The 20,233-nt window shown below is 70.6% G+C and carries 25 protein-coding genes; 5 read left to right on the top strand and 20 right to left on the bottom strand.

The window, feature by feature from the left end; all coding sequences use genetic code 11:
* Positions 1–159: 159 nt before the first annotated feature.
* Complete coding sequence (locus OG385_RS17115; RefSeq protein ID WP_266855508.1) at positions 160–1,152, bottom strand: GlxA family transcriptional regulator; 993 nt, start codon at positions 1,150–1,152, stop codon at positions 160–162.
* Between the two features lie 215 nt (positions 1,153–1,367).
* Here OG385_RS17115 and OG385_RS17110 point away from each other — a divergent pair, with 215 nt between their 5' ends.
* A complete protein-coding gene (locus tag OG385_RS17110; protein WP_266855507.1) occupies positions 1,368–1,976 on the top strand; it encodes a cysteine hydrolase family protein in 609 nt (202 codons plus the stop codon).
* A gap of 30 nt (positions 1,977–2,006) precedes the next feature.
* Here OG385_RS17110 and OG385_RS17105 read toward each other — a convergent pair whose 3' ends face one another.
* The 6 genes from OG385_RS17105 to OG385_RS17080 form a co-directional block, all read right to left on the bottom strand.
* Positions 2,007–2,840 carry a hypothetical protein gene (locus OG385_RS17105; protein ID WP_266855506.1) on the bottom strand — a complete coding sequence of 278 codons (834 nt, stop codon included), beginning with the start codon at positions 2,838–2,840 and terminating at the stop codon, positions 2,007–2,009.
* 350 nt (positions 2,841–3,190) lie between these two features.
* Positions 3,191–3,895 carry an HAD hydrolase-like protein gene (locus OG385_RS17100; protein ID WP_323183784.1) on the bottom strand — a complete coding sequence of 235 codons (705 nt, stop codon included), beginning with the start codon at positions 3,893–3,895 and terminating at the stop codon, positions 3,191–3,193.
* 80 nt (positions 3,896–3,975) lie between these two features.
* Positions 3,976–5,238, bottom strand: a complete 1,263-nt coding sequence (locus OG385_RS17095) for a phosphotransferase (protein ID WP_266855505.1) — start codon at positions 5,236–5,238, stop codon at positions 3,976–3,978.
* A 172-nt stretch (positions 5,239–5,410) separates the two neighbouring features.
* Positions 5,411–6,124, bottom strand: coding sequence for a tectonin domain-containing protein (locus OG385_RS17090; protein ID WP_266855504.1), 714 nt, complete (start codon positions 6,122–6,124; stop codon positions 5,411–5,413).
* Positions 6,125–6,436: 312 nt separating this feature from the next.
* Positions 6,437–7,222, bottom strand: coding sequence for an HAD family hydrolase (locus tag OG385_RS17085; RefSeq protein WP_266855503.1), 786 nt, complete (start codon positions 7,220–7,222; stop codon positions 6,437–6,439).
* A complete protein-coding gene (locus OG385_RS17080) occupies positions 7,203–8,084 on the bottom strand; it encodes a winged helix-turn-helix domain-containing protein (RefSeq protein WP_266855502.1) in 882 nt (293 codons plus the stop codon). The genes OG385_RS17085 and OG385_RS17080 overlap by 20 nt, the downstream gene beginning before the upstream one ends.
* A 283-nt stretch (positions 8,085–8,367) precedes the next feature.
* Between OG385_RS17080 and OG385_RS17075 the strand changes: the two genes are divergently transcribed.
* Complete coding sequence (locus OG385_RS17075; protein WP_266855501.1) at positions 8,368–8,556, top strand: hypothetical protein; 189 nt, start codon at positions 8,368–8,370, stop codon at positions 8,554–8,556.
* Positions 8,557–8,586: 30 nt separating this feature from the next.
* Here OG385_RS17075 and OG385_RS17070 read toward each other — a convergent pair whose 3' ends face one another.
* The 3 genes from OG385_RS17070 to OG385_RS17060 form a co-directional block, all read right to left on the bottom strand.
* Complete coding sequence (locus tag OG385_RS17070) at positions 8,587–9,831, bottom strand: GNAT family N-acetyltransferase (protein ID WP_266855500.1); 1,245 nt, start codon at positions 9,829–9,831, stop codon at positions 8,587–8,589.
* Positions 9,832–10,041: 210 nt separating this feature from the next.
* The gene (locus tag OG385_RS17065) at positions 10,042–11,004 is read right to left on the bottom strand and encodes an asparaginase (RefSeq protein WP_266855499.1); all 963 of its coding nucleotides are present in this window, start codon (positions 11,002–11,004) and stop codon (positions 10,042–10,044) included.
* A gap of 44 nt (positions 11,005–11,048) precedes the next feature.
* Positions 11,049–11,636 (bottom strand): ABC transporter substrate-binding protein, encoded by a 588-nt coding sequence (locus OG385_RS17060; protein WP_266855498.1) that lies wholly within the window; start codon positions 11,634–11,636, stop codon positions 11,049–11,051.
* Between the two features lie 116 nt (positions 11,637–11,752).
* Here OG385_RS17060 and dtd point away from each other — a divergent pair, with 116 nt between their 5' ends.
* Positions 11,753–12,178 carry a D-aminoacyl-tRNA deacylase gene (dtd, locus tag OG385_RS17055; protein WP_266860933.1) on the top strand — a complete coding sequence of 142 codons (426 nt, stop codon included), beginning with the start codon at positions 11,753–11,755 and terminating at the stop codon, positions 12,176–12,178.
* Between the two features lie 50 nt (positions 12,179–12,228).
* On the opposite strand, the gene OG385_RS17050 is transcribed toward dtd, so the two are convergent.
* Genes OG385_RS17050 through OG385_RS17040 form a run of 3 tightly spaced genes read right to left on the bottom strand, consistent with a single transcriptional unit; the run spans position 12,229 to position 14,292 of the window.
* Positions 12,229–13,194 (bottom strand): folate-binding protein YgfZ, encoded by a 966-nt coding sequence (locus OG385_RS17050; protein WP_266855497.1) that lies wholly within the window; start codon positions 13,192–13,194, stop codon positions 12,229–12,231.
* A 31-nt stretch (positions 13,195–13,225) separates the two neighbouring features.
* A complete protein-coding gene (locus OG385_RS17045) occupies positions 13,226–13,708 on the bottom strand; it encodes a Fur family transcriptional regulator (RefSeq protein WP_266855496.1) in 483 nt (160 codons plus the stop codon).
* 20 nt (positions 13,709–13,728) lie between these two features.
* Positions 13,729–14,292 carry an FABP family protein gene (locus tag OG385_RS17040; RefSeq protein WP_266855495.1) on the bottom strand — a complete coding sequence of 188 codons (564 nt, stop codon included), beginning with the start codon at positions 14,290–14,292 and terminating at the stop codon, positions 13,729–13,731.
* Between the two features lie 303 nt (positions 14,293–14,595).
* On the opposite strand from OG385_RS17040, the gene OG385_RS17035 reads away from it, so the two are divergent.
* Positions 14,596–14,961, top strand: coding sequence for a DsrE family protein (locus tag OG385_RS17035; protein WP_266855494.1), 366 nt, complete (start codon positions 14,596–14,598; stop codon positions 14,959–14,961).
* 40 nt (positions 14,962–15,001) lie between these two features.
* Here OG385_RS17035 and OG385_RS17030 read toward each other — a convergent pair whose 3' ends face one another.
* From OG385_RS17030 to OG385_RS17005, 7 genes are all read right to left on the bottom strand, one after another.
* On the bottom strand, positions 15,002–15,355 hold the full coding sequence (locus OG385_RS17030) for a DUF3099 domain-containing protein (RefSeq protein ID WP_266855493.1): 354 nt from the start codon (positions 15,353–15,355) through the stop codon (positions 15,002–15,004).
* Positions 15,356–15,527: 172 nt separating this feature from the next.
* Positions 15,528–15,815 (bottom strand): DUF1416 domain-containing protein, encoded by a 288-nt coding sequence (locus OG385_RS17025; RefSeq protein ID WP_164259678.1) that lies wholly within the window; start codon positions 15,813–15,815, stop codon positions 15,528–15,530.
* 42 nt (positions 15,816–15,857) lie between these two features.
* Positions 15,858–16,697: a sulfurtransferase gene (locus OG385_RS17020; protein WP_266855492.1), complete on the bottom strand. Its 840-nt coding sequence runs from the start codon at positions 16,695–16,697 to the stop codon at positions 15,858–15,860.
* Positions 16,698–16,884: 187 nt separating this feature from the next.
* Positions 16,885–16,965, bottom strand: coding sequence for a putative leader peptide (locus OG385_RS37475; protein WP_353963180.1), 81 nt, complete (start codon positions 16,963–16,965; stop codon positions 16,885–16,887).
* A gap of 216 nt (positions 16,966–17,181) precedes the next feature.
* Positions 17,182–17,874, bottom strand: a complete 693-nt coding sequence (locus OG385_RS17015) for a DUF2993 domain-containing protein (protein ID WP_266855491.1) — start codon at positions 17,872–17,874, stop codon at positions 17,182–17,184.
* Between the two features lie 73 nt (positions 17,875–17,947).
* Positions 17,948–19,345, bottom strand: a complete 1,398-nt coding sequence (locus OG385_RS17010) for a hypothetical protein (protein WP_266855490.1) — start codon at positions 19,343–19,345, stop codon at positions 17,948–17,950.
* Between the two features lie 9 nt (positions 19,346–19,354).
* Positions 19,355–19,609 (bottom strand): MoaD/ThiS family protein, encoded by a 255-nt coding sequence (locus OG385_RS17005; RefSeq protein WP_266855489.1) that lies wholly within the window; start codon positions 19,607–19,609, stop codon positions 19,355–19,357.
* Positions 19,610–19,767: 158 nt separating this feature from the next.
* Between OG385_RS17005 and OG385_RS17000 the strand changes: the two genes are divergently transcribed.
* A complete protein-coding gene (locus OG385_RS17000) occupies positions 19,768–20,232 on the top strand; it encodes a serine hydrolase (protein WP_323183782.1) in 465 nt (154 codons plus the stop codon).
* The last annotated feature ends 1 nt before the right edge of the window (position 20,233 follow it).

Raw genomic sequence — 20,233 nt, 5'->3', positions numbered from 1 at the left:
GTTCCAGATTACCGCCCGGCACTGTCAGACCCAGCGGACGGACCGGCGGACGGACCGGCGGACGGCTCAGCGGAGAAGCCACCGCGAACACCCCTGACTTGAAAGAACGTGATGTGGCTCACCTCCTCGGCTGCCGGATTCGGCCCGCGGTGGTACGGGTCAGCCCACGTCGGCGCGGAACCGGCGCCGGTACTCCGTCGGTGTCGTGTCGAGTCGCCGGCGGAATGCCCGTACCAGCGTGTCCGTCGTGCCGAACCCGCAGCTGGACACGATGCGTTCCAGGGTCGCGTCGGTGGATTCGAGCTGGTTGCGCGCCACTTCGACGCGCGCCGACTCGACATAGGCGCTCGGGGTCGTGCCGAGTTCGGCCTTGAAGATCCGGGTGAGCTGCCGCTCGCCGACATGGGCGTACGCGGCGAGGTCCGCCACGGTGAGCGGTTCGCCGATGTTGCGCATGATGTGGTGCCGGAGGTCATCCACGCGCCGTGTCGTGGAGACCGGCTCCAGGGGCACGCTGAACTGGCTCTGCCCACTCGGCCGCTTCAGATACATCACGAGCTGCCGGGCGACACGCAGTGCGAGGGCCTCGCCGAAATCGTCGGCGACCAGGGCGAGTGCCAGGTCGAGGCAGGCGCTGATCCCCGCGCCGGTCCACACGTCGCCGTCGCGGATGAAGATCGGGTCGGCGTCGACTTCGACTTCCGGGTGATCGGCTGCCAGCTGCTGCGCGGTCGACCAGTGGGTGGTGGCGCGCTTGCCGTCGAGCAGACCGGCGGCGGCGAGGAGATGCGCCCCGACACAGACGGATGTGACCCGCCGTGTCCTGGCGGCGAGCGTCCTCACCCGGCCGACCACGGCGGGGTCGGTGAGGGCGTGGACACGGCGGTGGCTGTCGGATTCGACCGCGCCGGGGACCAGCAGGGTGTCGATGCTCCGCGTGGACGCCTCTTGAAAGGTGATGTCGGGGAGTACGCGCACACCCGCCGATGTGGTGACGGGGTCCAGGGTCTCGGCGGCGAGGACGACCTCGTATCCCGCCGCGCCGCCGGTCTCCCGTTGCACGAGGGAGAACACCTCGGGTGGTCCGGTGATGTCGAGGAGGTCGACGCCCTCGAAGAGGACGATGACGACGAGCCGTGCGAGGGCGCTCATGGGGGTCTCCACCCGGTCAGCCGGTCCGGCCGGCCCGCGAGGGCCGCAGCAATGGCGATAGCGATAGCGACGGCAATGGCGATGCCGTGATGTCTGGATCTGCATGTTAGATGACATTGCCGACACCCTCAGGCGACCGTAGCGTTCTGGACGCAGCTCACCGAGAGCGCGACATCCCGTACGACACCGCATACGACAGCTGAGGTGGTACTTCCATGGCTACGACGACTCTGCGCGAGCTGAACGGTCTCGACGAGACGCCCGCTTCGCTCGCCGATGCGACCCTGATCCTCGTCGACTACCAGAACACCTACGTCAGCGGTGTCATGGAGCTGACGGGCTGGCGGGCCGCGCTCGACTCCGCCGCCGCACTGCTGGGGCGGGCCCGGGAGGCCGGCGCGAAGGTCATCCACGTCATCCACGACGGCGGCCCCGGCACCCCGTACGACATCCGGGCGGAGACCGGCCGGATCCACCCCTCCGTGGCCCCGGTCGAGGGCGAGCCCGTCGTCGTCAAGACGGCCCCGAACGCCTTCGTCGGCACCGACCTGGGCGAGCACGTCGACGCCGCAGGCCACCAGGACGTCATCATCGCCGGGTTCATGACCCATATGTGCGTGACGTTCACCGCCGAGGGAGCCTTCCTGCGCGGCAACAGGCCCACCGTCGTCGCCGACGCCTGCGCCACCCGCCCCCTCCGCCCGGCAGGTGCCGGAGCAGGTGCCGGAGCGGGCACCGAGCTGAGCGCCGACCAGATCCACCACAGCGCGCTCGCGACGATCACCGACCTCTACGGGGTCGTCGTCACGTCCGGGAAGCTCTGAGCCCGGCGTGTCCGAGCCCGGCAACCCCGGCTAGAGCGGCAGCCGGTACTGCCACCACCGTTCGCTGATCCGCAGCTTGGCCGACTTGAGTGCTACGCCGAGCACCTCGTCGTCCAGCTCGCGGACCCGGAAGGACTCCACCGAGGGGTGGTCCTCACGGATCTGCTCCACGAAGTCCGCCACCAGGGAGCCCAGTTCGGGCCCCTCGACGCCATGGTGGCCGACCCTCTCCACGTACACCTCGGGACCCGCGACCACAGCGGCGATCCGGGCCGCCGTGCGCCCGTCGGCCGTCAGCAGTTCCAGGCCCTGCCACCCCGTGCCCCGGGGCGCCCGGCGGGTCCGTACGGCCGGCAGACCGTCGGGGCGCTGCCAGCGGGCCAGCGCCGATACGCCCCACTTCCGGCCCAGCTCCCGGTGGATGGAAGCCTCCAGTTCGGCCGCCGCGCGGGCATCCAGTTCCGCACCGGTGTCGCCCCGGTCCAGCCAGTCCAGCGCACGGTATCCGGCCGTGCGGGCCGCGTTGGCCGCCGCGCGGAAGAGGGCGACCAGGACGGCTTCCTCGTCACCGGTACCGGCCGGCTCGGCGACACTGCCCTGGACGATGCGCTCGCGCTCCCGGGTGACGAGCAGCCACTCGACGGTCGCCGCTTCCGGATCCTGGCCGGTGAACACGGGAGCCCACCCGAGCAGTGTGCCGTCGCCCGAGCGGGCGGTCGCGACGCCCAGTGTCCCGGGGTGCGGGCGGCTCCCACCGGGCGCCGGGGTACCGGCAGGCAGCCCGGCGCACAGCTCCTGCCACAACAGGTGCTCCGCCCGGGGCGCCCGGTCGAACTCCACCACGATGTCCAATGTCGTCCCCACTCACGCAGCCAAACTCACGCAGCCAACAGGTGGCCGTCCCCGGCACTCACCCGGCCGAACTCACACGGCCGGCACATGACCGTCTCCGGCACCGGCACCGTCTCCGGCACCCGCAGACATCGGCGAGAACCGGCGGGCACACGGGGACGCGGCCTTCCCGCGCCCCTTCGCTGCCTGCTCCACGTGACCGGCCTCTTCCTCCGCCTGCTCAACCATGGTCCTCAATATGCGCCATAGCTGCTTCCGGGGGTGCACCCGGCCCCTGCGAAGGAGCCGCGAGTTCGGCGGGCAGCTCCCAGCAGCGCACCGGGTCCAGCCGACGGACCGGCCTACCGGCTACCGGCTACCGGCTACCGGCCCCACAGGATGTCCAGGACCGGCTCCCAGGTGTTGAGCACCAGGTCGGCTCCCGCCGAGGCGAGCTCGTCGACGGCCGCGTCGTTCGTGGCGTAGCCGAGGAACGGCAGGCCGACCTCCTGGGCCGCCCGCAGGTCAGGCACCGAGTCGCCGATCACCAGCGTCGTCGCGCGGTCCGCGCCCAGCCCCGTCAGTGCCTGCTCCAGCATGTGCGGATGCGGCTTGAGCAGCTGGAGGTCCGCCGCCGCCCGGCCGTGGATGTGCGGCCCGAAGCACTCGTCGAGGCCCCGGCCCGTCACGTACTCGCGCACCGCACGGGGCGAGTGGTTCGTGGTGACGGCCAGCCGGCCGCCGGTCGCCGCCCAGGTGCGGACGACGCCGTCCACGTACATCGTGGGCCACGCCCCGGCGGCGGCGCGCTGCTCCTGGCGCGTCAGCCACTCCTCCAGGTCGGCCACGAGATCGCTGTCCGGGTGGAGCGTCCCGACCGTACGCAGGATGTCGAGCGGACCGGCGAGCCCGCCGAGGTCCGCGTCCGGGGCGAGAGCGGTGATCCCGCGCTCCTCCAGGAAGGTCCGCATCCCGTCGGAAGCGGCCCGCTCGGCGCTCGGGCCGAACAGCCGGCAGAGCGGGCCGTCGAAGCCGAACAGCACATACCGTGTCGAGGTGATCCGGTCTCGGAGGTTCTCACGGATCACGGATACCGCCTGTTCGCTTCTCGTCGTGTCAGCCGGGTCAGCCGCGTTGGCTGTCTCAGTCGTGTCAGTCGCATCTGAAGTCACTCGGACAGGCTCCCCAGGTCCGGACCCTTCGCGGTCCTGACTGCATCGAACCACTTCCGCGGCTCTTCCACCACGTTCCGTTTTGGCTGCGGACCGCTCGGCGAACTTCTCTGCGAATGCGTCTGTCCGTACGTCAAGACGCCAGTCTCCGCCCGGCCGTTCCACATCCGGGTGACATCCCTCTCGTTCCGCTGCCACACCGCACACGCCGCCGCGATCCGTTCCGCGTCCGGCACCCTGCGCAGCCCGAGCGGCCCCCGCGCGGCGGCGAGCAGAACGAGGATCCGCTCCGCGGTCGCCATGAGCTCCACCGGGCCCGCCCGGTGCGGCAGGGCCAGCGTCAGCCGGATCACATCGATGTGGACGGAGAGCAGCCGCTCGAAGTCCAGATAGACCCGCAGCGCGCCCCGGTGGCCGCTCAGCGCGCCGGGGCAGCTCACCGCGACCGCCGACCGCCACGCCCGGAGCGCGGCCCTCCGCCGGCGGCCGGTGGCGTACCGCATCCGTCCGAGATGGGCGGCGATCTCGTAGACCGGGTCGCCGTACAGCGCCAACTCCCAGTCGATCAGAGAGAGTTCTCCGTCCGGCCCCACGATCAGATTCCCGGCGTGGGAGTCCGTGTGCAGCAGCGTGAACGGCCGCTCGCCCAGTCCCGCCGCCCGCTCCCGCAGCCTCCCGAGCGCGCCGTCCCCCACTCCGAGCGCGGCGAACAGCTCCTGGTGGGCCCGGCTGCTGCGGCCCTTGACCTCGGACTCGGTGAAGTCGACGAGCGTACGCAGGAACCCGCCGCAGTCCCCGTCCGCCGGCCAGCCGCCGGGAAGCGGCGGCAGCGCGTGGGACGGGACTGCGGCCGTCTGCCGGAAGAGCGCCTCCAGTCGCGCCGTGTAGCCGCGCCCGGGGCGGCGGCCGGCCCCGTACCGGCCGGAGAGCGGCACGCCCTGCGCGAAGGAGTGCACGGTGAAGCCCGGCCGGTCGGCGAGCACCCGCGGGCTGCCGTCCACCCGTCCCGCGATGGCACGGAGCAGTTCGCCCTCCGGCCAGATCCGCAGATTGAACTGGACCGCTTCGGGGATGGGCGCGCGCACCTTCACGGGCGTACCGGCGGGGAGCGACACCGCGGCGGCGAGGTCGGGTGGCAGCCCCACGCGGTAGTTCCGGTGGTAGTAGCCGCTGAGGGGTTCCCCCTCACCGGCGGCTCGGTACAGCAGGTCCCAGCTGTCGGCCGTACGGCCGGAGGCGCCGCGGGCTACATCAGGCATGCGGCTCCTGCGCTCTCGTGACCGGAAGCTCGCCGGCGGGCCGTCCCTGGCCGCTGCCCACCTTCATACCCAAGGGTACTGATGGCCTCAAACCCCTCGGGATGAAAGGGAGTTGTGCCAACTGCGGGCCCCGGCCTCCCGGCCGGGGCCCGCAGGGATCACAGGGTGGGGGTCAGCTCGGCTGGTCGCCGGTGTACCGGTAGATCTCGTTGCCGCTGTTGATGTGCCACACGGTGCCGTCGGCGCCCGCGGCGATGTCGGTGGCAGTGCCGGGGATCTTGATCCACGGGTTGCCGCCGCTGGCGTCGTTGTTGGTGTATCGGTAGATGCTGCCGGCGGGATCGACACCCCACACATTGGTCCGGGAGCCCACCGCGATGCGCTTGAGACTGCCGTTGACGCTCTTCCACGGGTTCGAGCCGTCCTGGTCCCCGGTGTACCGGAAGACCTGGTTCCCGCCGTTCACTCCCCACACCGTGCCGTCCGCGCCCGCTCCGATGTCGCTCAGCGCCCCCGGGATCTTGATCCACGGGTTGGCGTCGTGGTTCGTGTACCGGTAGATGGCACTGGCGGAGTCCACTCCCCACACGTTCGTCCGGGAGCCCGCGTCGATGCGGACCAGGCTGCCGGAGATGCCCTTCCACGGGCCCGGGTCGTTCTGATCGCCTGTGTACCGGTAGATCTGGTTGCCGCTGTTGACGCCCCACACGGTGCCGTCGGCGCCCGCGCCGATGTCACTCAGGCCCCCGGGGATGTTGATCCAGGGGGTGGCGTCGTAGTTGGTGTACCGGTAGATGGCGCCCGCCGCGTTCACGCCCCACACCGTCGTCCTGGACCCCGCTGAGATGGCAGTGAGACTGCCCGCCACCTTCACCCAATCCGCCATGCCGAACCACCCTCCGTAGAGCCTGTGTTGGGTGCAATCATCCGGGCCGGGACGGACCTTCAAAGGGGGTGAATGCTTGTCTTAATACCTAACAAGCCAGTAAATCGATGTTTTGATCCCTGCCTGCTTGCGGGGTGAGGGCGGGAGTGGCTCCGCCGGAAGCATTTCGGCTGGAAGCGCCGTCCCGCCCAGGGGGGATCGACAGGAGTACCGGCATATGCCTCCTGCGTAGCAATTCCGTTTGCCCGAGCCGGAGTTCAGTCGCCGGCCGTGCAGCGCGCCCGCCGCTCGGGCCGGCCGCGCCGGGGCGGGTCAGCCCCCGACCGCCTCCGTCATGGCGGCCAGGTCCGCCACGAAGTACTCCGCGCCCGCGTCCCTGAGCCGCAGCAGCTTCACGGACCCGGTGCCGTACCCCACGAACGGAACGCCGATCGAGGTGGCCGCGCGAGCGTCGGCAGGCGAGTCCCCGATCATCAGCCCGTCGGCGGCGGCCGTACCGGTCTCCGCGAGCAGCCGTTCCAGGCAGTACGGATGCGGTTTCATCAGCCGCGGATCGTCGTGCCGCCCCACGACCGCGCCGAAGTACTTCTCGATTCCGTGCAGTTCGAGATAGGCGCGGGCGGCGGCCTCGCTGTTGTTGGTCGCGATGACCAGTTGCTTGCCGGCCGCCAGCAGCGCTTCCATCAGGTCGAACGCGCCGGGCGTGGGCTCCGCGGTGGCCGCCGCCTCCGTCTCCAGCTCCTCCAGCCGCTTGCGCAGGGCGGAGACCAGTCCGTCCGGGTCGCTGGGGACGGCGTCGTGCGCACGCCGGAGCACCGCGAGGGGATCGTGCGGCTCGTCCGGTTCCGACCAGTGCGGCAGTCGCACGGCGGCCATGGCACGCAGTTCGGCGGCGATCGCCGGGGCGCGCAGCCCGGCGAACAGCCCGCAGACCGGCCCGTCGAAGTCCCAGAGGACCAGCGAGGCACGGGAGAGCAGCGCCCGCAGCCCGGCGGCGGGGGTGAGGGCGGGGACAGGGGTGGAGGTGGAGGTGGAGGTGGAGGTGGAGGTGGAGGTGGCATCGGAGGAGGGCAGCACGTCAGTCGCCGAAATCCGCATCTTGGGCCAGCTGGTCCCAGTAGGAGTCGAAGAATTTCTGCGCCGCTTCCACCTTCAGTGCCTGTCCGGGCTTGGTGTACGGGAAGAGCGTCGCGCCCACACCGAGCGAGTCGAGGATGGTGACCTCCACGCCGTCGATGGGCTCAGGTGTCCACTGCTCCAGGGTGTAGTAGCCCTCCAGCAGCTGGTCCTTGTTCAGCAGGTACAACTTCAGCGGCGGGGTGAAGGGCACGGTCCGGATCTGCACCGAGACCTCGGGAACCAGTCCCTGGTGGCGCAGTCGCAGCAGCGAGTGGCGCAGCGACCTGGCGTGGTTGATCACCATGTCGCGGTGGCGCTTGCGCGGCCGGTCGTCATCGGGGTCCTCGACCCCCCGCGGGAAGGCGAGCCGTATCCCGGTGATGTCGGGGAGCATCAGCCGCAGCGCGATGCTCTGCGGCCGGATCTCGCCGTCGCTGATCCGGGCGACCTGTGCGCCGAGGTGCTGGGCCATCGTCTCCGACGTCAGCGAGAGCACGTCCATCGTGATCTCCTCGGCCTCGAAGGCGGCCCGCAGCCTGGGCTGGAGAGTGACCTGCGCGGGCTGCGCGGACGGTACGGGGTGCGCGGCGGCCGCCGCACCGGGGCCCTCGGTCACGGTCGCGGGGCGGCCCCGGCTGGACGAGATCAGCCCCTCGGCCCTGAGTACTTCGAGTGCCCGGCCGACGGTCTCGCGCGAAACGCCGTAGGTGGCCTGGAGTTCGCGCTGCGAGGGCAGTTGGCGGCCCACCCGGTGGACGCCGTCGGCGATCTCGGTCCGCAGGTCGTCCGCGATGACCTGGAACTTCCTGCTGTCTGTGCTGCCTGCGTCACGTGGGGCCACCGCACCACCGTACAACTACCGGGCACCTCGGCGTAATTGACAGGACCAAACAGACAGGACCCAACAGGCAGGGTCACTTTTCCGGCCAACCAACCAGGCCAGTCACCAGACAAGTTTACGGACATGTAACCAGCGGGCATACCACCGTCAGGCCAACCAGGCCAACTTGTCTGGTACTTGACTGCAAGAACCTCTCCACGGAGAACCACTCCACGGGGCACGAGCCGATACAACGGTGTGCAGGCAACTGGTGCTCCCCCACCATCCCGAAGGAGGGAACCCCATGCCTACCGCAGCTCTCCTGGTCGCAGGACTCGGATTCGTCATCGAGCAGACCGTTCAGTCCGCGTTCGGAATCGCAGGTCTCGTCGGATTCGGCATGCTCACCGTCGGCGTGAAGGCAGGCAGCGTCCCGTGCAGCTGCCTGGGCGCCTTCATGCTGTTCGTCCAGGTCAAAGCCCTGATCGGCTGAGGCTGAACGGGACCCCTGGGCCGTGTCGTCCTAGAAGCCGTCCGGGCACCACGGCCGGACGGCCGTACGGAACAGCGCCTCGGTGACGGCGACCGCACCAGCCGTCTCCTCCGAGATCCGGCCCAGCGCGGCGAGCCGGACCGCCGAGGCCTCACCCAGATACAGCGCCGCCAACTCCCCCGCGTCCAGCGTGACATCGGCCGCTTCGGAGGTCGGCGCGCAGGTCGCACCGTCGGGCGAGGCGTCCAGCCGGTAGCGGCCAGCCGAGAGCCCGTCGTGGTCCGTGACCTCCAGGACCAGGGTGCCGGACGCCTCGTACGTACGGGCCTCCAGCGCCCGTACGACATCGAGCAGCCGGATCCACAGGAAGTCCGCGTGCTGGGTGAGCCTGGCCGCGCGCGGGTCGGGCAGCAGCGACGACAGCAGATCGTCCGGACCCCGGTGCCCGGCATTCACCGTCGTGACCCAGTCGACCGAGCAGAGGAAGTGCCACAGGGCGCGCTCGGCGGCCGGGGACACGGCGATCAGATCTTCCACCGTCGCGGTGTTGAGCGGCTGCTTGGCGGGGCCCCAGTGGTCGTCGGCCTTGTACGCGAGGAGGCCGTCGATCTCGCCCCGGGGCGAGCGGTACACCGCGTAGAAGGGCTCGGTCCACGGCCGGCCCGGCACCTGGTCGAGGCCCGTCTGCAGGGCCCACCAGCGTTCGTTCCTGCTGACCGCGCCGGGCTGCGACTTCCGGAAACGGGCGTGCAGTTCGGGGCCGAGCTTCCGTACGTCCGCACCGTCGACCAGATCGATCCGGCCGCCACACTCCGGGCGGGCCCAGCGCGGGTCGAGTCCGGCGCGCGGCACGTCGACCGTCCAGTCGGTGGCCCAGGTCGCCGGGCCGAAGCCGAACCGGCCGTAGATCGGGTACTCGGCGGCGATCAGCGTGGCCAGCACTTCGCCGCGCTCCTTCGCCGCCGCCAGATCCACCGCCATCATCCGGCTGAGCAGACCGCGCCTGCGGTGCGTCGGGGTGACCGTGACGTGGGTGACCGCGTCGGACGGGAGCGAGGCTCCGCCGACGACGGTGACCTCCTGCGCGAAGGACCGGAAGGTCGCCACACAGCGCCCGCCGTCGAACGCGCCCCGGGTGCGGGCCAGATCCGTGTGCGGGAGGCGGCTGCGCACCTCCTCGTCGGAGGCCGACGGCGGCTGGAGGAAGCCGGTGTGACAGGCGCGGAGCCAGTCGGGGTACTCGGAATCGGAGATCGTACGGACGTCAACTGCCATGGTGGCCACGGTAAGCACCCCTCCTCGGACTGTCGCGCGAATTTCGGACCGGAGCCTGTGAAACCGCCACCGGACTGCCGCCGCCGGACTGGTGCCGCCGGACTGCGCCGCAGCACTGCCCCAGCGGACTGCCGCTCCCGGAATGGCCCTTCCGGAACAGCCACTTTCCCGAACAGCCCTTCCGGGACCGGTCCTTTCAGACCGGCGCTTTCAGACCGCCGCGCGGATTTCGCCGACCTTCGCGGCGCCGCCGAGCAGCGGCGCGTCCGCCAGCCTGGCCAGCACCGGGCTCTCCACGCCCATCCGTTCCAGGGTCCGCGCCAGCACAGGACCGAGCACCCGGGTCGCACCGTCGTCGACCTTGAAGGCGAGCGCCCGGCCGTCGGGGAGCGCCAGCGCCTGGACCGCCTCGGCTCCCATCTTGGAGAGCGTGCCCGGCAGCGCCCGCATCACCCATGTGTCGGGCCTGCGGGTCCCCGCGACGTACTCGGGGTGGGCGCGCATCGCGTCCGCGACCCGGCGCTCCGGCGACCCCTCGGGGGCCAGCACGAACGTACGGAACGCACGGGCCAGGCCGACCAGGCTGATCGCCATCAGCGGCGCCCCGCACCCGTCCGTACCGACCGATGCCACCCGCTCGCCCGCCGCCTCCTCGATCACCGTCAGCACCAGCCGCTGGAGCGGGTGGGAGGGGTCGAGGTAGGAGTCGGTGGGCCAGCCGTTCAGCGCGCAGACGGCCAGCATCGCGGTGTGCTTGCCCGAGCAGTTCATGGTGACCCGCTCACGCCCGTGGCCCGCGGCGAGATACCCCTCGGCCTCGACCGGGTCCAGCGGGAGATCGGCGGGGCACTGGAGATCGCTCTCCTGGAGCCGGTACTCACTGAGCATCGTGCGCACCAGCGCCCGCTGGAACTCCTCGCCCGAGTGGCTCGCCGAGGCCAGTGCCAGCCGCTCACCGGAGAGGTCGAGGCCGGCCCGCAGAATGGCGGCCGCCTGCATCGGCTTGTTGCTGGAGCGCGGGAAGACGGGCAGCGACGGGTCACCGAGCGCGTAATCGACGCTCCCGTCGGCCGCGAGCACCACCAGCGAGCCCCGGTGCCGGCCCTCCACGAAGCCGGAACGCACGACCTCGGCGAGGACCGGAGATACAGGGGCGGTGGTGCTGGCGGTCATCGTCGGCCTTCCGGGAACGGGGCCCGCTCACCGGAAGGATCGCCTCAGGTGAGCAGGTCGTCTACTTGCGCTTCGCCCTCACGGTACCTGCGGGCGATCTCCGCGCTGCAATCGTCGGCGGTCCGCTGGAGGTGCTGTCGGCGGCTGGATACCTGCTGTTCGTAGCGGACGAGGCGGCCCATTCCGGTGTGCAGCTCTTCGTCCGTACGGGCGCAGAGGTCGGAGAGTTCCACCTCGGCGAGCATGTCGGCGGCCAGCTTGCTGTTCTCCGCGCTGCGCGGCGTCGAGAGCGTCACATGGCGGGCCGACGAGCGGTGCGAGGACGGCACGTCGGCCAGGATCTCGGAGAGCCGCTCGACGACCGGGGACTCCGGTCCCGTACGCCGGGACAGCTCGGCGCGGAGGATGTCGATCCGCCCGTGCAGCATCCGGCGTACGTAGCTGAGGTCGGCCTCGTCCCGCTGGGCATCCCTGCGCAGCGTGCGCAGTTCGGGCAGGCGCAGCCCGCCGATGTCGTGCTCGGTGGCCGCCGGGAGCGCGGCGCCCGCGCGCTGCGCGGGTGCTCGTGGCACGGAGCTGATCCGGGTCATGGATACGGGACCGGGCGACTGCCCGGCGCCAGATGTACTCATATGCGTATTCCGTCCCCTCGACCGGTGCGGTGCACCGCCTCTCGTGCATGGTGCCACTCCGGATGGTGCCGCTGCTGGCTCTCCGCGCCCGTTCGGCCCCGGATAGGTTGGCCCGTATGCGTGCAGTGGTGCAGAGGGTGGACGGCGCGAGCGTCGTCGTGGCTGGTGAGACCGTGGGTGAGATCTCCGGGGAGGGTCTGTGCGTGCTTGTGGGGGTCACTCATGAGGACACTGCGGAAAAAGCGGCGCAACTAGCCCGAAAGGTCTGGTCGCTGCGGATCCTGTCGGGCGAAAAGTCGTGCTCGGACGTGAATGCACCTTTGCTGGTGATTTCGCAGTTCACCCTCTACGGAGACGCCCGGAAGGGCCGCCGTCCCACCTGGAACGGGGCCGCCCCCGGCGAGGTGGCCGAGCCGCTCGTGGACGAGGTGGTGAACCAGCTGCGCGCCCTGGGCGCGACGGTCGGGACGGGCCGGTTCGGCGCGAGCATGCGGGTCTCGCTGACGAACGACGGCCCGTTCACGGTCCTGCTGGAGATCTGAGCCCGGCCGCCAGGAACCCTATGGCTCCACGGCTCCACGGCTCCACGGCTCTACGGCTCCACGACGACTTCCTGGGCGGCCGCGGTGTCCCCTGCCAGCAGCTCCGCGTCCACCGGCACATTGCGCTTCACCAGTGCCAGCGCGATCGGTCCCAGTTCGTGGTGGCGGGCCGACGAGGTGACGAAGCCCAGCTGGCGGCCCTCGGCGCCGTCCGATGCGAGCCGGACCGGCGTACCGTGCCCCGGCAGCAGCACCTCGCTGCCGTCCAGATGCAGGAAGACCAGCCGGCGCGGCGGCTTCCCCAGGTTGTGGACACGGGCGACCGTCTCCTGGCCCCGGTAGCAGCCCTTCTCCAGATGGACCGCGGTGCCGATCCACCCCAGCTCGTGCGGGATGGTCCGGTGGTCGGTCTCCAGACCGACCCGCGGCCGGTGCGCCTCGATGCGCAGCGCCTCGTACGCGAGGAGCCCGGCGACCGGACCGTGCTCGGCCGCATACGCCTCCAGCTGCTCCCGGGGCAGGAAGAGATCACGGCCGTGCGCCGTCTCCCGTACGACCACGCCGTCCGGCACCCCGGCGATCGAACCGGCCGGCAGATGCACGACCGCGATGTCCTCAGTGCGGTCGGCGATCTCGGCCCGGTAGTAGAACTTCATGCTCTCCAGGTACGCGATCAGCTCCTGCTGCGTGCCCGGCTCGACATGCGCCCACACCGTCTCGCCGTCGTCCACGAGGTAGAGGGCGTGCTCGATGTGGCCGTTGGCCGAGAGGATGAGCGCCTCGGTGGCCACGCCCTGCGGCAGCTCGCTGACGTGCTGGGTGAGCAGCAGATGCAGCCAGCTCAGCCGGTCAGGGCCGGTGACCGTGATGACGCCGCGGTGGGAGAGGTCCACGAGGCCGGTACCGTCCGACAGCGCACGCTGTTCGCGGAACAGGTCTCCGTAGTGGGCGGCGACACCTTCGTCCCGGCCTTCGGCGGGGACGGCACCGGGCAGTGACAACAGCGGGCTCTTCATGTCCGCAAGCGTACGACCGCCCGCCGCAAGGCTACGAACCGCCGCCGGAAGCAGGGGCCTGAGCCTCGGCCTGCCCCTGGGGCTGCTCCTCGGCGGCCTTGGCCGCGCACTTCCGGCACCGCCCGAAGATGGCGAAGTGCTTCATGTCCGTCTCGAAGCCGAACGACTCGCGGAGCTGCCCGGTGAAGTCCGCGGCCACACTGATGTCGGCCTCGATGACGTCCGTACAGTCCCGGCAGACCAGATGGATGTGGTGGTGCCGGTCGGCGAGGTGGTACGTGGGAGCACCGTGCCCGAGATGGGCATGGCTCACCAGGCCCAGCTCCTCAAGCAGCTCCAGGGTGCGGTAGACCGTGGAGATGTTCACGCCGCCCGCCGTCTTCCGCACCTCGGTGAGGATGTCGTCGGGCGTCGCGTGCTCCAGCGCGTCCACGGCCTCCAGCACGAGCTGTCGCTGCGGGGTCAGCCGGTACCCGCGGCTGCGGAGGTCGCTCTGCCAGTCAGTGGTCACCACGCCTCCAGTGTAGGAGCGGCCTACTTGAAGAAGGCGATTCCGTCGTCAGGAAGGTCCTTCAGATCCTTCGCCCACTCGCTGGGGTCGACGGACTTCTTCAGATGCGCGGACATGTAGGGCCGCAGCTCGACCTCGGGCGTGGCCTTCTCGCCCACCCACATCAGGTCGCTGTTCACATAGCCGTAGAGCCGCTTCCCGCCGCTGTACGGGCCGGACGCCGCGGTCCGCGCGACCGCGTCGGTCACCAGGTCGATCTGCGGCTTCTGGTCGGCGAGCTCGCCGTACCAGATCTCGACGACGCCCTGGTCGCGCACCATCACGACCTCGACCTTGCGGTGCTCGTCCACGCGCCAGTACCCGGACTCGGTCTCCAGCGGCCTGACCTTCACGCCCTCGGAATCCAGCACCCAGGTGTGCGAGGTGTACTCAAGGAAGTCGCGGCCGTCGTGGGTGAAGGCGACCTCCTGGCCGAAGTTGCACTTCTCCTCACCGGGGAAGTCCGCGACACCGGCCCCGGTCCACTTACCGAGGAGGAAGACCAGCGGGACGAGGCTCGGATGGAGGTCCGACGGAATCTCGATCATGAGGGCTCAGACGATCTGTGAGAGGGGTTCGGGCTACCGGCTGCCAGTTGCCGAGCGGTCAGCGCTGGCCCTGGTAGAGCTTCTTCACCGAAAGACCGGCGAAGGCGATGACGCCGACGCAGACCAGGATCAGCAGAGCGATGAAAATGGCGTCAAGCACGAGGTGCTCCTTGTATGAGCGACTGCACGGACGACGGCGGCCGCGTGAACGTGAAAAGCAGGAAGGGCCGGGTCCCAGCCTAATGGGTGGGGGCCGAGCCCTCTCTGCGAGGTGCGGCGGCGGCCGACGATTAGAGTTCGGCCATGGCCCAGAAGAAGCTAGTGATCAAGGTGACTGCGGGATCCGACGCCCCCGAGCGGTGCTCCCAGGCGTTCACCGTGGCCGCGGTCGCCGTGGCCAGCGGGGTGGAGGTCTCGCTCTGGCTCACCGGTGAGTCGTCGTGGTTCGCCCTGCCGGGCCGGGCCGCCGAGTTCGAGCTGCCGCACGCGGCGCCGCTGCCGGATCTGATCGACTCGATCAGGGCGGGCGGGCAGATCACCGTCTGCACGCAGTGTGCGGCCCGCCGCGACATCACGGAGCAGGACGTACTGGAGGGCGTACGGATCGCGGGCGCCCAGCTCTTCGTACAGGAAGCGATGGCCGACGGCGTCCAGGCACTCGTCTACTGAGGTCTGGGACGACCGGCAGCTGCCGGGTGCGCCGCCCCGCCTACCGGCGCCGCTTCTTCCCGTCCAGCTCGTCCCACCACTCGTCGGACGTACGGTCCCCCGAAGGCGGCAGGTCCGAGTGCTTGTCCGTGCGCTTGCCCGTCGGCCTGTCCGTGGACTTGCCCGTCGGCCTGTCGGCGGACCCGCTGTCGGGCGGCGGCTCGTCCCACCAGCGGTCATCGGGACCGCGCCGGTTGCCGACGATCGCCGCGACCGGCGGGATGACCATCGCGACGAAACACATGGCGATGGCGGCAGGCACCGACCAGAGACGTACGAAAGCCCAGGCTGAGACGAAGAGCAGCAGACAGCCGCCCATCAACAGAAAATAGCCGCGCCGACGTCGCGAGTACATGCATCCAGCGTAAGACCGATCGGCAACTCGTCGCCCCCGGACGGAGCTCGGGAACTTCCCTGCCCCGGACGGCGCGGAGGGCCGCACCCGGTCCAAGTGGCGTCCAACCCCCTGGGGTGCGGCCCTCCGGCCAGATCAGGTCCTGCTCGGATCCTGCTCGGTTCCTGCTCGGTCAGACAGCGATCGCGATCTCCGCGAGGCCGCCGGTCTGCGCGACGACCGTACGGTCTGCCGTGCCGCCCGGGACGAGGGCGCGCAGCGTCCACGTGCCCTCGGCCGCGTAGAAGCGGAACTGTCCGGTGGCCGAGGTCGGGACCTCGGCGGTGAACTCGCCGGTCGAGTCCAGCAGGCGCACATAACCGGTGACGGGCTCGCCGTCACGGGTCACGCTGCCCTGGATCGTGGTCTCACCGGGCTTGATCGTCGAGGCGTCCGGGCCGCCGGCCTTCGCTCCGCACATGCTGTTCTCCTGAGGGGCCTGAGAGGTTGGTGAAGGTCGGTACTACTTGTTGGCGCCGAGCTCGATCGGCACACCCACGAGGGAGCCGTACTCGGTCCACGAGCCGTCGTAGTTCTTGACGTTCTCCTGGCCGAGCAGCTCGTGCAGCACGAACCAGGTCAGCGCGGAGCGCTCACCGATGCGGCAGTACGCGATGGTGTCCTTGGCAAGGTCGACCTGCTCGTCCTCGTAGAGGGCCTTGAGCTCGTCGTCCGACTTGAAGGTGCCGTCGTCGTTGGCGTTCTTCGACCACGGGATGTTGCGGGCGCTCGGCACGTGGCCGGGGCGCTGCGACTGCTCCTGCGGGAGGTGCGCCGGGGCGAGCAGCTTGCCGCTGAACTCGTCGGGCGACCGGACGTCGACCAGGTTCTTGCTGTTGATCGCGGCCACCACGTCGTCGCGGTAGGCGCGGATCGACTCGTCCTGCGGCTTGGCCTTGTACGTGGTGGCCGGGCGGGACGGCACGGCGTCGACCAGGTCGCGGGAGTCGAGCTCCCACTTCTTGCGGCCGCCGTCGAGCAGCCGGACGTCGCTGTGGCCGTACAGCTTGAAGTACCAGAAGGCGTACGAGGCGAACCAGTTGTTGTTGCCGCCGTAGAGCACGACGGTCGTGTCGTTGCCGATGCCCTTCTCGGACAGCAGCTTCTCGAAGCCGGCCTGGTCGATGAAGTCACGGCGGACCGGATCCTGGAGGTCCTTGGTCCAGTCGATCCGGATCGCGTTCCTGATGTGGTTCTTCTCGTACGCAGAGGTGTCCTCGTCCACCTCGACGATGGCGACCTGCGGGTCGTCGATGTGGGCCTCGACCCAGTCTGCGTCTACCAGAACGTCGCTGCGGCTCATGCGGAATCTCCTCCGGGGATGGGGAATCCCCTGCTCCTGCGGAGCCCGGGGACGTGCGGCGGGATGGTGCGATGGTGTCGGCGTACGGATCCACGGAGGCCGGGAGACAGAGCGCATCCGGCACCGCGGGGGGCGGCCCCGACAGACGGTCGGGGGACCCGGGGGATACGGGAGTCGGAGCTCCCGCTCAGAAGGCGCGACAGAGCATGGCGGAGACACGGCACAGGTCGACTGCCCGCCGCTTCGTGAGATCCGCCTGCTGCTTCATACGGTCGATCGTAGGGAAGTACGGGCGGAGATGTCACCGCCGTATCGCACACTGAGACGCGATCGTCCGCGATGCGAGACAATGTGCCAATGGCGCGCGTACGGCCCGGGATTCCCACGGTTCCGTACTTGCCCACCATCTGAGGACCGGACTCCCCCGTCTCACCATCCGGTCACGATGGGTCTCTCCGCCGGCCCCGTACTGCCGCCGCCCCTCCTACTGCCCGGCCAGCGCGACGTTCGTACCCGTGACGCCGATGTCGACGCCGTCCGCCGTGGCCCGCACCTCGCTGAGCTTCAGCCCGGCGGGCAGCCCGCCGACCGCGCTGTCGAAGTCGGTCTGCTGCCGGACCAGACCCTCCAGACCGGGGATGCCCTCCCCGGGCACCACGTCCGCGTGCACCTTGATCCGGTCCGTCCCCACCATGGTCACCGTCGAGATCACGCTGCGGCTGACCGTGCGCCCCAGAACGGCCACCGAGCCGGTGACCTTGACCTTGCCGTTCCCCGCGTACGCGACCTTGGCACCGGATTCGGAGGCCTTGGTGAGGTCCCCGTACGAGATGTGCGCGCTGCCGCTGGCGCGCGCTGCCACCGCGCTGCTGAAGTTGCTGGAGACCGTGACGTCGTGCAGTTCGGCCCGGACTTCACTGATCCGCAGGTGGCGGCCGGACGCGTTCGCGTCGACGCCCTTGAGCGTGACGTCGACCCGGCCGAGCTTCTTGTCGAGGACCTGGGTCAGGAACGGGAAGCCCTTGATGTCGACGTCGGGGGAGGCCGAGAGGCTCTCGCTGCTGCGTATTCGGTCCGCCGCCTTGTTGTCCGCGACATGCACCGCGATCCGGTCGGCGAGGACGAAGAGGCCGCCCAGTACCACGACGACGATGAGCAGTGTCCGCAGTGCTCGCATGGCCGGTCGTCCCTCTGCTCGTACCCGAGTCCTGATCCGTGCCGGTGGCACGGACCCGAGCCTAACGGGGTGATCAGCCGACGAGTCGGCCGATGAGGTAGATCGCCGGTGCGGCGGCGGAGAGCGGCAGGGCCACTCCGGCCGTCATGTGCACGAACCGGGACGGGTAGTCGTAGCTCGCGACGCGCAGCCCGATCAGGGCGCAGCCGCCGGCCGCGAGCCCGAGCAGCGCGCCCTGCATCCCGAGTCCGGTGACAGTGCCCGCCAGGGCTCCGGCGGCCGCCGCCGCGACCAGGGCGCCGACGAGCCCGGCGGGGCCCGGCAGCGGGAGTGCGCGGACGACGGCCGCGACCGCCACGGCCGTACAGCCGACCGTCACCGCGTCCGTCGACGCCGCGAGGATGCCCGTCGCGACGATGGTGAGCGCGGAGGAGGCGATGGTGGCCATCAGTCCGGCCATCCGCTCGTCGGCCGGTGCGTGGCTGCGCAGCTGGAGCACGAGCGTGAGCAGCACCCAGACGCCGAGCGTGCCGATGATCGCGGCGGGCCCGTGGCCGGTGCCCGCGACGAGCAGCGCGATGTCCGCGACGACACCGCCGAGGAAGGCGAGCGCGATGCCCTGCCGGGCGGGCCACATGCCGTTCAGCCGGAACCAGCCGGCGGCTGTGACGGCCTGGAGCACCAGCAGCGGCACGACCACGGCGTACCGCCCGCCGAACGCGGCGGCAGCGAGCACGATCCCGAGCCCGGCCGTCAGCACGGCGGGCTGCATGCCCGGAGGGATGATCGGCGACCGCCCCTCGGCGCGGGCCCGCTGCGCGTCGGTGATCCGCGCCTGTCCGACGGTGCTGGGGGCGCTGTATGCGGGGCCGTCGGCGGGCGACGCCGCGGCGGGCGCCTCAGCGGCGGCGGGCGCGGGCGCGGGCCGCGCGGCATACGGAGCGGGGGCGGGCGTCTCCGGCGGAAGGGGGAGCGACGCGGGCGGAAGGTAGGTGGATTCGGGCCCGGTGTACGGCTGCCGCGGGTCGTGCTGCTGGGGCGCCGGGCTCTGCGGGGACGCGTAGGGCTGCTGGGGAGCCGGGCTCTGCTGATACGGCTGGTTCTGCTGGTTCTGCTGGTACGGAGGCTGCTGCGCGTACGGGTCCTGTGGGGCCTGCTGGTACGGGGCTTCCTGGTACGGAGCCTGCTGCTGGGCGTACGGGTCCTGCGAAGCCTGCTGGTACGGAGCCTGCTGCTGCGCGTACGGGTCCTGTGTCGGCGGCTGCTGCGCCGGGTCCGGCCGCACCGGCGTCTGCACCGGCTGGAACTGGGTGTCCCAGGTCTGCCCGTTCCAGGTCTGGTTGAACGGATCATCCGGGTGCGGATCCTGGTGCCCGTTCGGATCCTGGTGCCCGTTCTGGGCCTGGTAGAACCGCGGGTCGGGCTGCTGCGGCGGCTGCTGCTGCCCGTACGGATATGGCTGATCACTCATCGTGGGGGGTCACCCTCCTGCGAACGGCGGGAGCACCTCGACCGTGCCGCCCTCGGCAAGCCGTACCGTCTCATGGCCGCGGGTCCCCACGGGATCACCGTCGACGAGGAACGAGCATCGCCGCAGCACCTGCGCCAGCTCACCGGGGTGCCGCTCGCGCGCCGCGTCGAGTGCTTCGGCCAGGGTGGCGCCGCTGTACGGCTCCTCGGCTGTGCCTGCGGCGGCCTTGGCGGCGGCCCAGTAGCGGATGGTTCCCGCGGGCATGGGTACTCCTCATTGGTTTACGTCGCGCGGGTCCATGATGCCGGGTGCGGAGAGGCGGCCGCGCCGCTGCCCGTCGCACCCCCGGCTCCGGCCCGCCCCGAATTCGCTGGAACCGGCCGACCGAGCCGCCTAGCGTGTCCGGATCGCTGATCATGCGCATGGTGACCATGAACGGGGCGTTCGCCTTCCCCGGACTGGACGAGCCCCACGGCTGGAACGACCCCGAGCTGCTGAGCGCCGAGATCCCCGGAGCCGGCGCGGTCTCCTCGGCGAACGGCCTGGCCGCGCTGTACGCGGCCGCGGTGACGGGAGTGGACGGTTCGGCCCGCCTGCTGACGCCCGCCACGGTCACGGACGCGGTACGTGAGGTGTCGGCGGGCCCGACCTGGCAGGGCTTCGACACGGGCCAGCGCTGGGGCTCGGGCTTCCTGCTCGACTCGACGGCCCCGCGTCCCCTGCTCGGCCCCCGGAGCTTCGGCAACGACGGTGCGGGCGGCCAGTTCGCATTCGGGGACGACGAATTCGGGGTGGGTTTCGCCTACGTCTCCACCAAAATGATCGGTTACGGCGACGCCCGCGCGACCCGCCTCATCGAGGCAGTACGGGATTGCCTGAACGCTTGAG

Origin of the sequence: Streptomyces sp. NBC_01306 (assembly GCF_026340465.1) — a bacterium.
Classification (GTDB): Bacteria; Actinomycetota; Actinomycetes; order Streptomycetales; family Streptomycetaceae; genus Streptomyces.
The sequence above is the reverse complement of the archived record's forward strand: the minus strand, read 5'-3'. Positions and strand labels throughout refer to the sequence as shown.

Bases quoted from the DNA above. Each gene is read 5' to 3' on its own strand.
- OG385_RS17020 (WP_266855492.1), bottom strand. From the start codon at position 16,697: ATGAGCCGCAGCGACGTTCTGGTAGACGCAGACTGGGTCGAGGCCCAC.
- OG385_RS17025 (WP_164259678.1), bottom strand. From the start codon at position 15,815: ATGTGCGGAGCGAAGGCCGGCGGCCCGGACGCCTCGACGATCAAGCCC.
- OG385_RS17010 (WP_266855490.1), bottom strand. From the start codon at position 19,345: ATGAGTGATCAGCCATATCCGTACGGGCAGCAGCAGCCGCCGCAGCAG.
- OG385_RS17085 (WP_266855503.1), bottom strand. From the start codon at position 7,222: ATGCGGATTTCGGCGACTGACGTGCTGCCCTCCTCCGATGCCACCTCC.
- OG385_RS17075 (WP_266855501.1), top strand. From the start codon at position 8,368: ATGCCTACCGCAGCTCTCCTGGTCGCAGGACTCGGATTCGTCATCGAG.
- OG385_RS17070 (WP_266855500.1), bottom strand. From the start codon at position 9,831: ATGGCAGTTGACGTCCGTACGATCTCCGATTCCGAGTACCCCGACTGG.
- OG385_RS17005 (WP_266855489.1), bottom strand. From the start codon at position 19,609: ATGCCCGCGGGAACCATCCGCTACTGGGCCGCCGCCAAGGCCGCCGCA.
- OG385_RS17090 (WP_266855504.1), bottom strand. From the start codon at position 6,124: ATGGCGGATTGGGTGAAGGTGGCGGGCAGTCTCACTGCCATCTCAGCG.
- OG385_RS17015 (WP_266855491.1), bottom strand. From the start codon at position 17,874: ATGCGAGCACTGCGGACACTGCTCATCGTCGTCGTGGTACTGGGCGGC.
- OG385_RS17050 (WP_266855497.1), bottom strand. From the start codon at position 13,194: ATGAAGAGCCCGCTGTTGTCACTGCCCGGTGCCGTCCCCGCCGAAGGC.
- OG385_RS17040 (WP_266855495.1), bottom strand. From the start codon at position 14,292: ATGATCGAGATTCCGTCGGACCTCCATCCGAGCCTCGTCCCGCTGGTC.
- OG385_RS17115 (WP_266855508.1), bottom strand. From the start codon at position 1,152: ATGAGCGCCCTCGCACGGCTCGTCGTCATCGTCCTCTTCGAGGGCGTC.
- OG385_RS17035 (WP_266855494.1), top strand. From the start codon at position 14,596: ATGGCCCAGAAGAAGCTAGTGATCAAGGTGACTGCGGGATCCGACGCC.
- OG385_RS37475 (WP_353963180.1), bottom strand. From the start codon at position 16,965: ATGAAGCAGCAGGCGGATCTCACGAAGCGGCGGGCAGTCGACCTGTGC.
- OG385_RS17000 (WP_323183782.1), top strand. From the start codon at position 19,768: ATGGTGACCATGAACGGGGCGTTCGCCTTCCCCGGACTGGACGAGCCC.
- OG385_RS17095 (WP_266855505.1), bottom strand. From the start codon at position 5,238: ATGCCTGATGTAGCCCGCGGCGCCTCCGGCCGTACGGCCGACAGCTGG.
- dtd (WP_266860933.1), top strand. From the start codon at position 11,753: ATGCGTGCAGTGGTGCAGAGGGTGGACGGCGCGAGCGTCGTCGTGGCT.
- OG385_RS17110 (WP_266855507.1), top strand. From the start codon at position 1,368: ATGGCTACGACGACTCTGCGCGAGCTGAACGGTCTCGACGAGACGCCC.
- OG385_RS17030 (WP_266855493.1), bottom strand. From the start codon at position 15,355: ATGTACTCGCGACGTCGGCGCGGCTATTTTCTGTTGATGGGCGGCTGT.
- OG385_RS17065 (WP_266855499.1), bottom strand. From the start codon at position 11,004: ATGACCGCCAGCACCACCGCCCCTGTATCTCCGGTCCTCGCCGAGGTC.
- OG385_RS17060 (WP_266855498.1), bottom strand. From the start codon at position 11,636: ATGAGTACATCTGGCGCCGGGCAGTCGCCCGGTCCCGTATCCATGACC.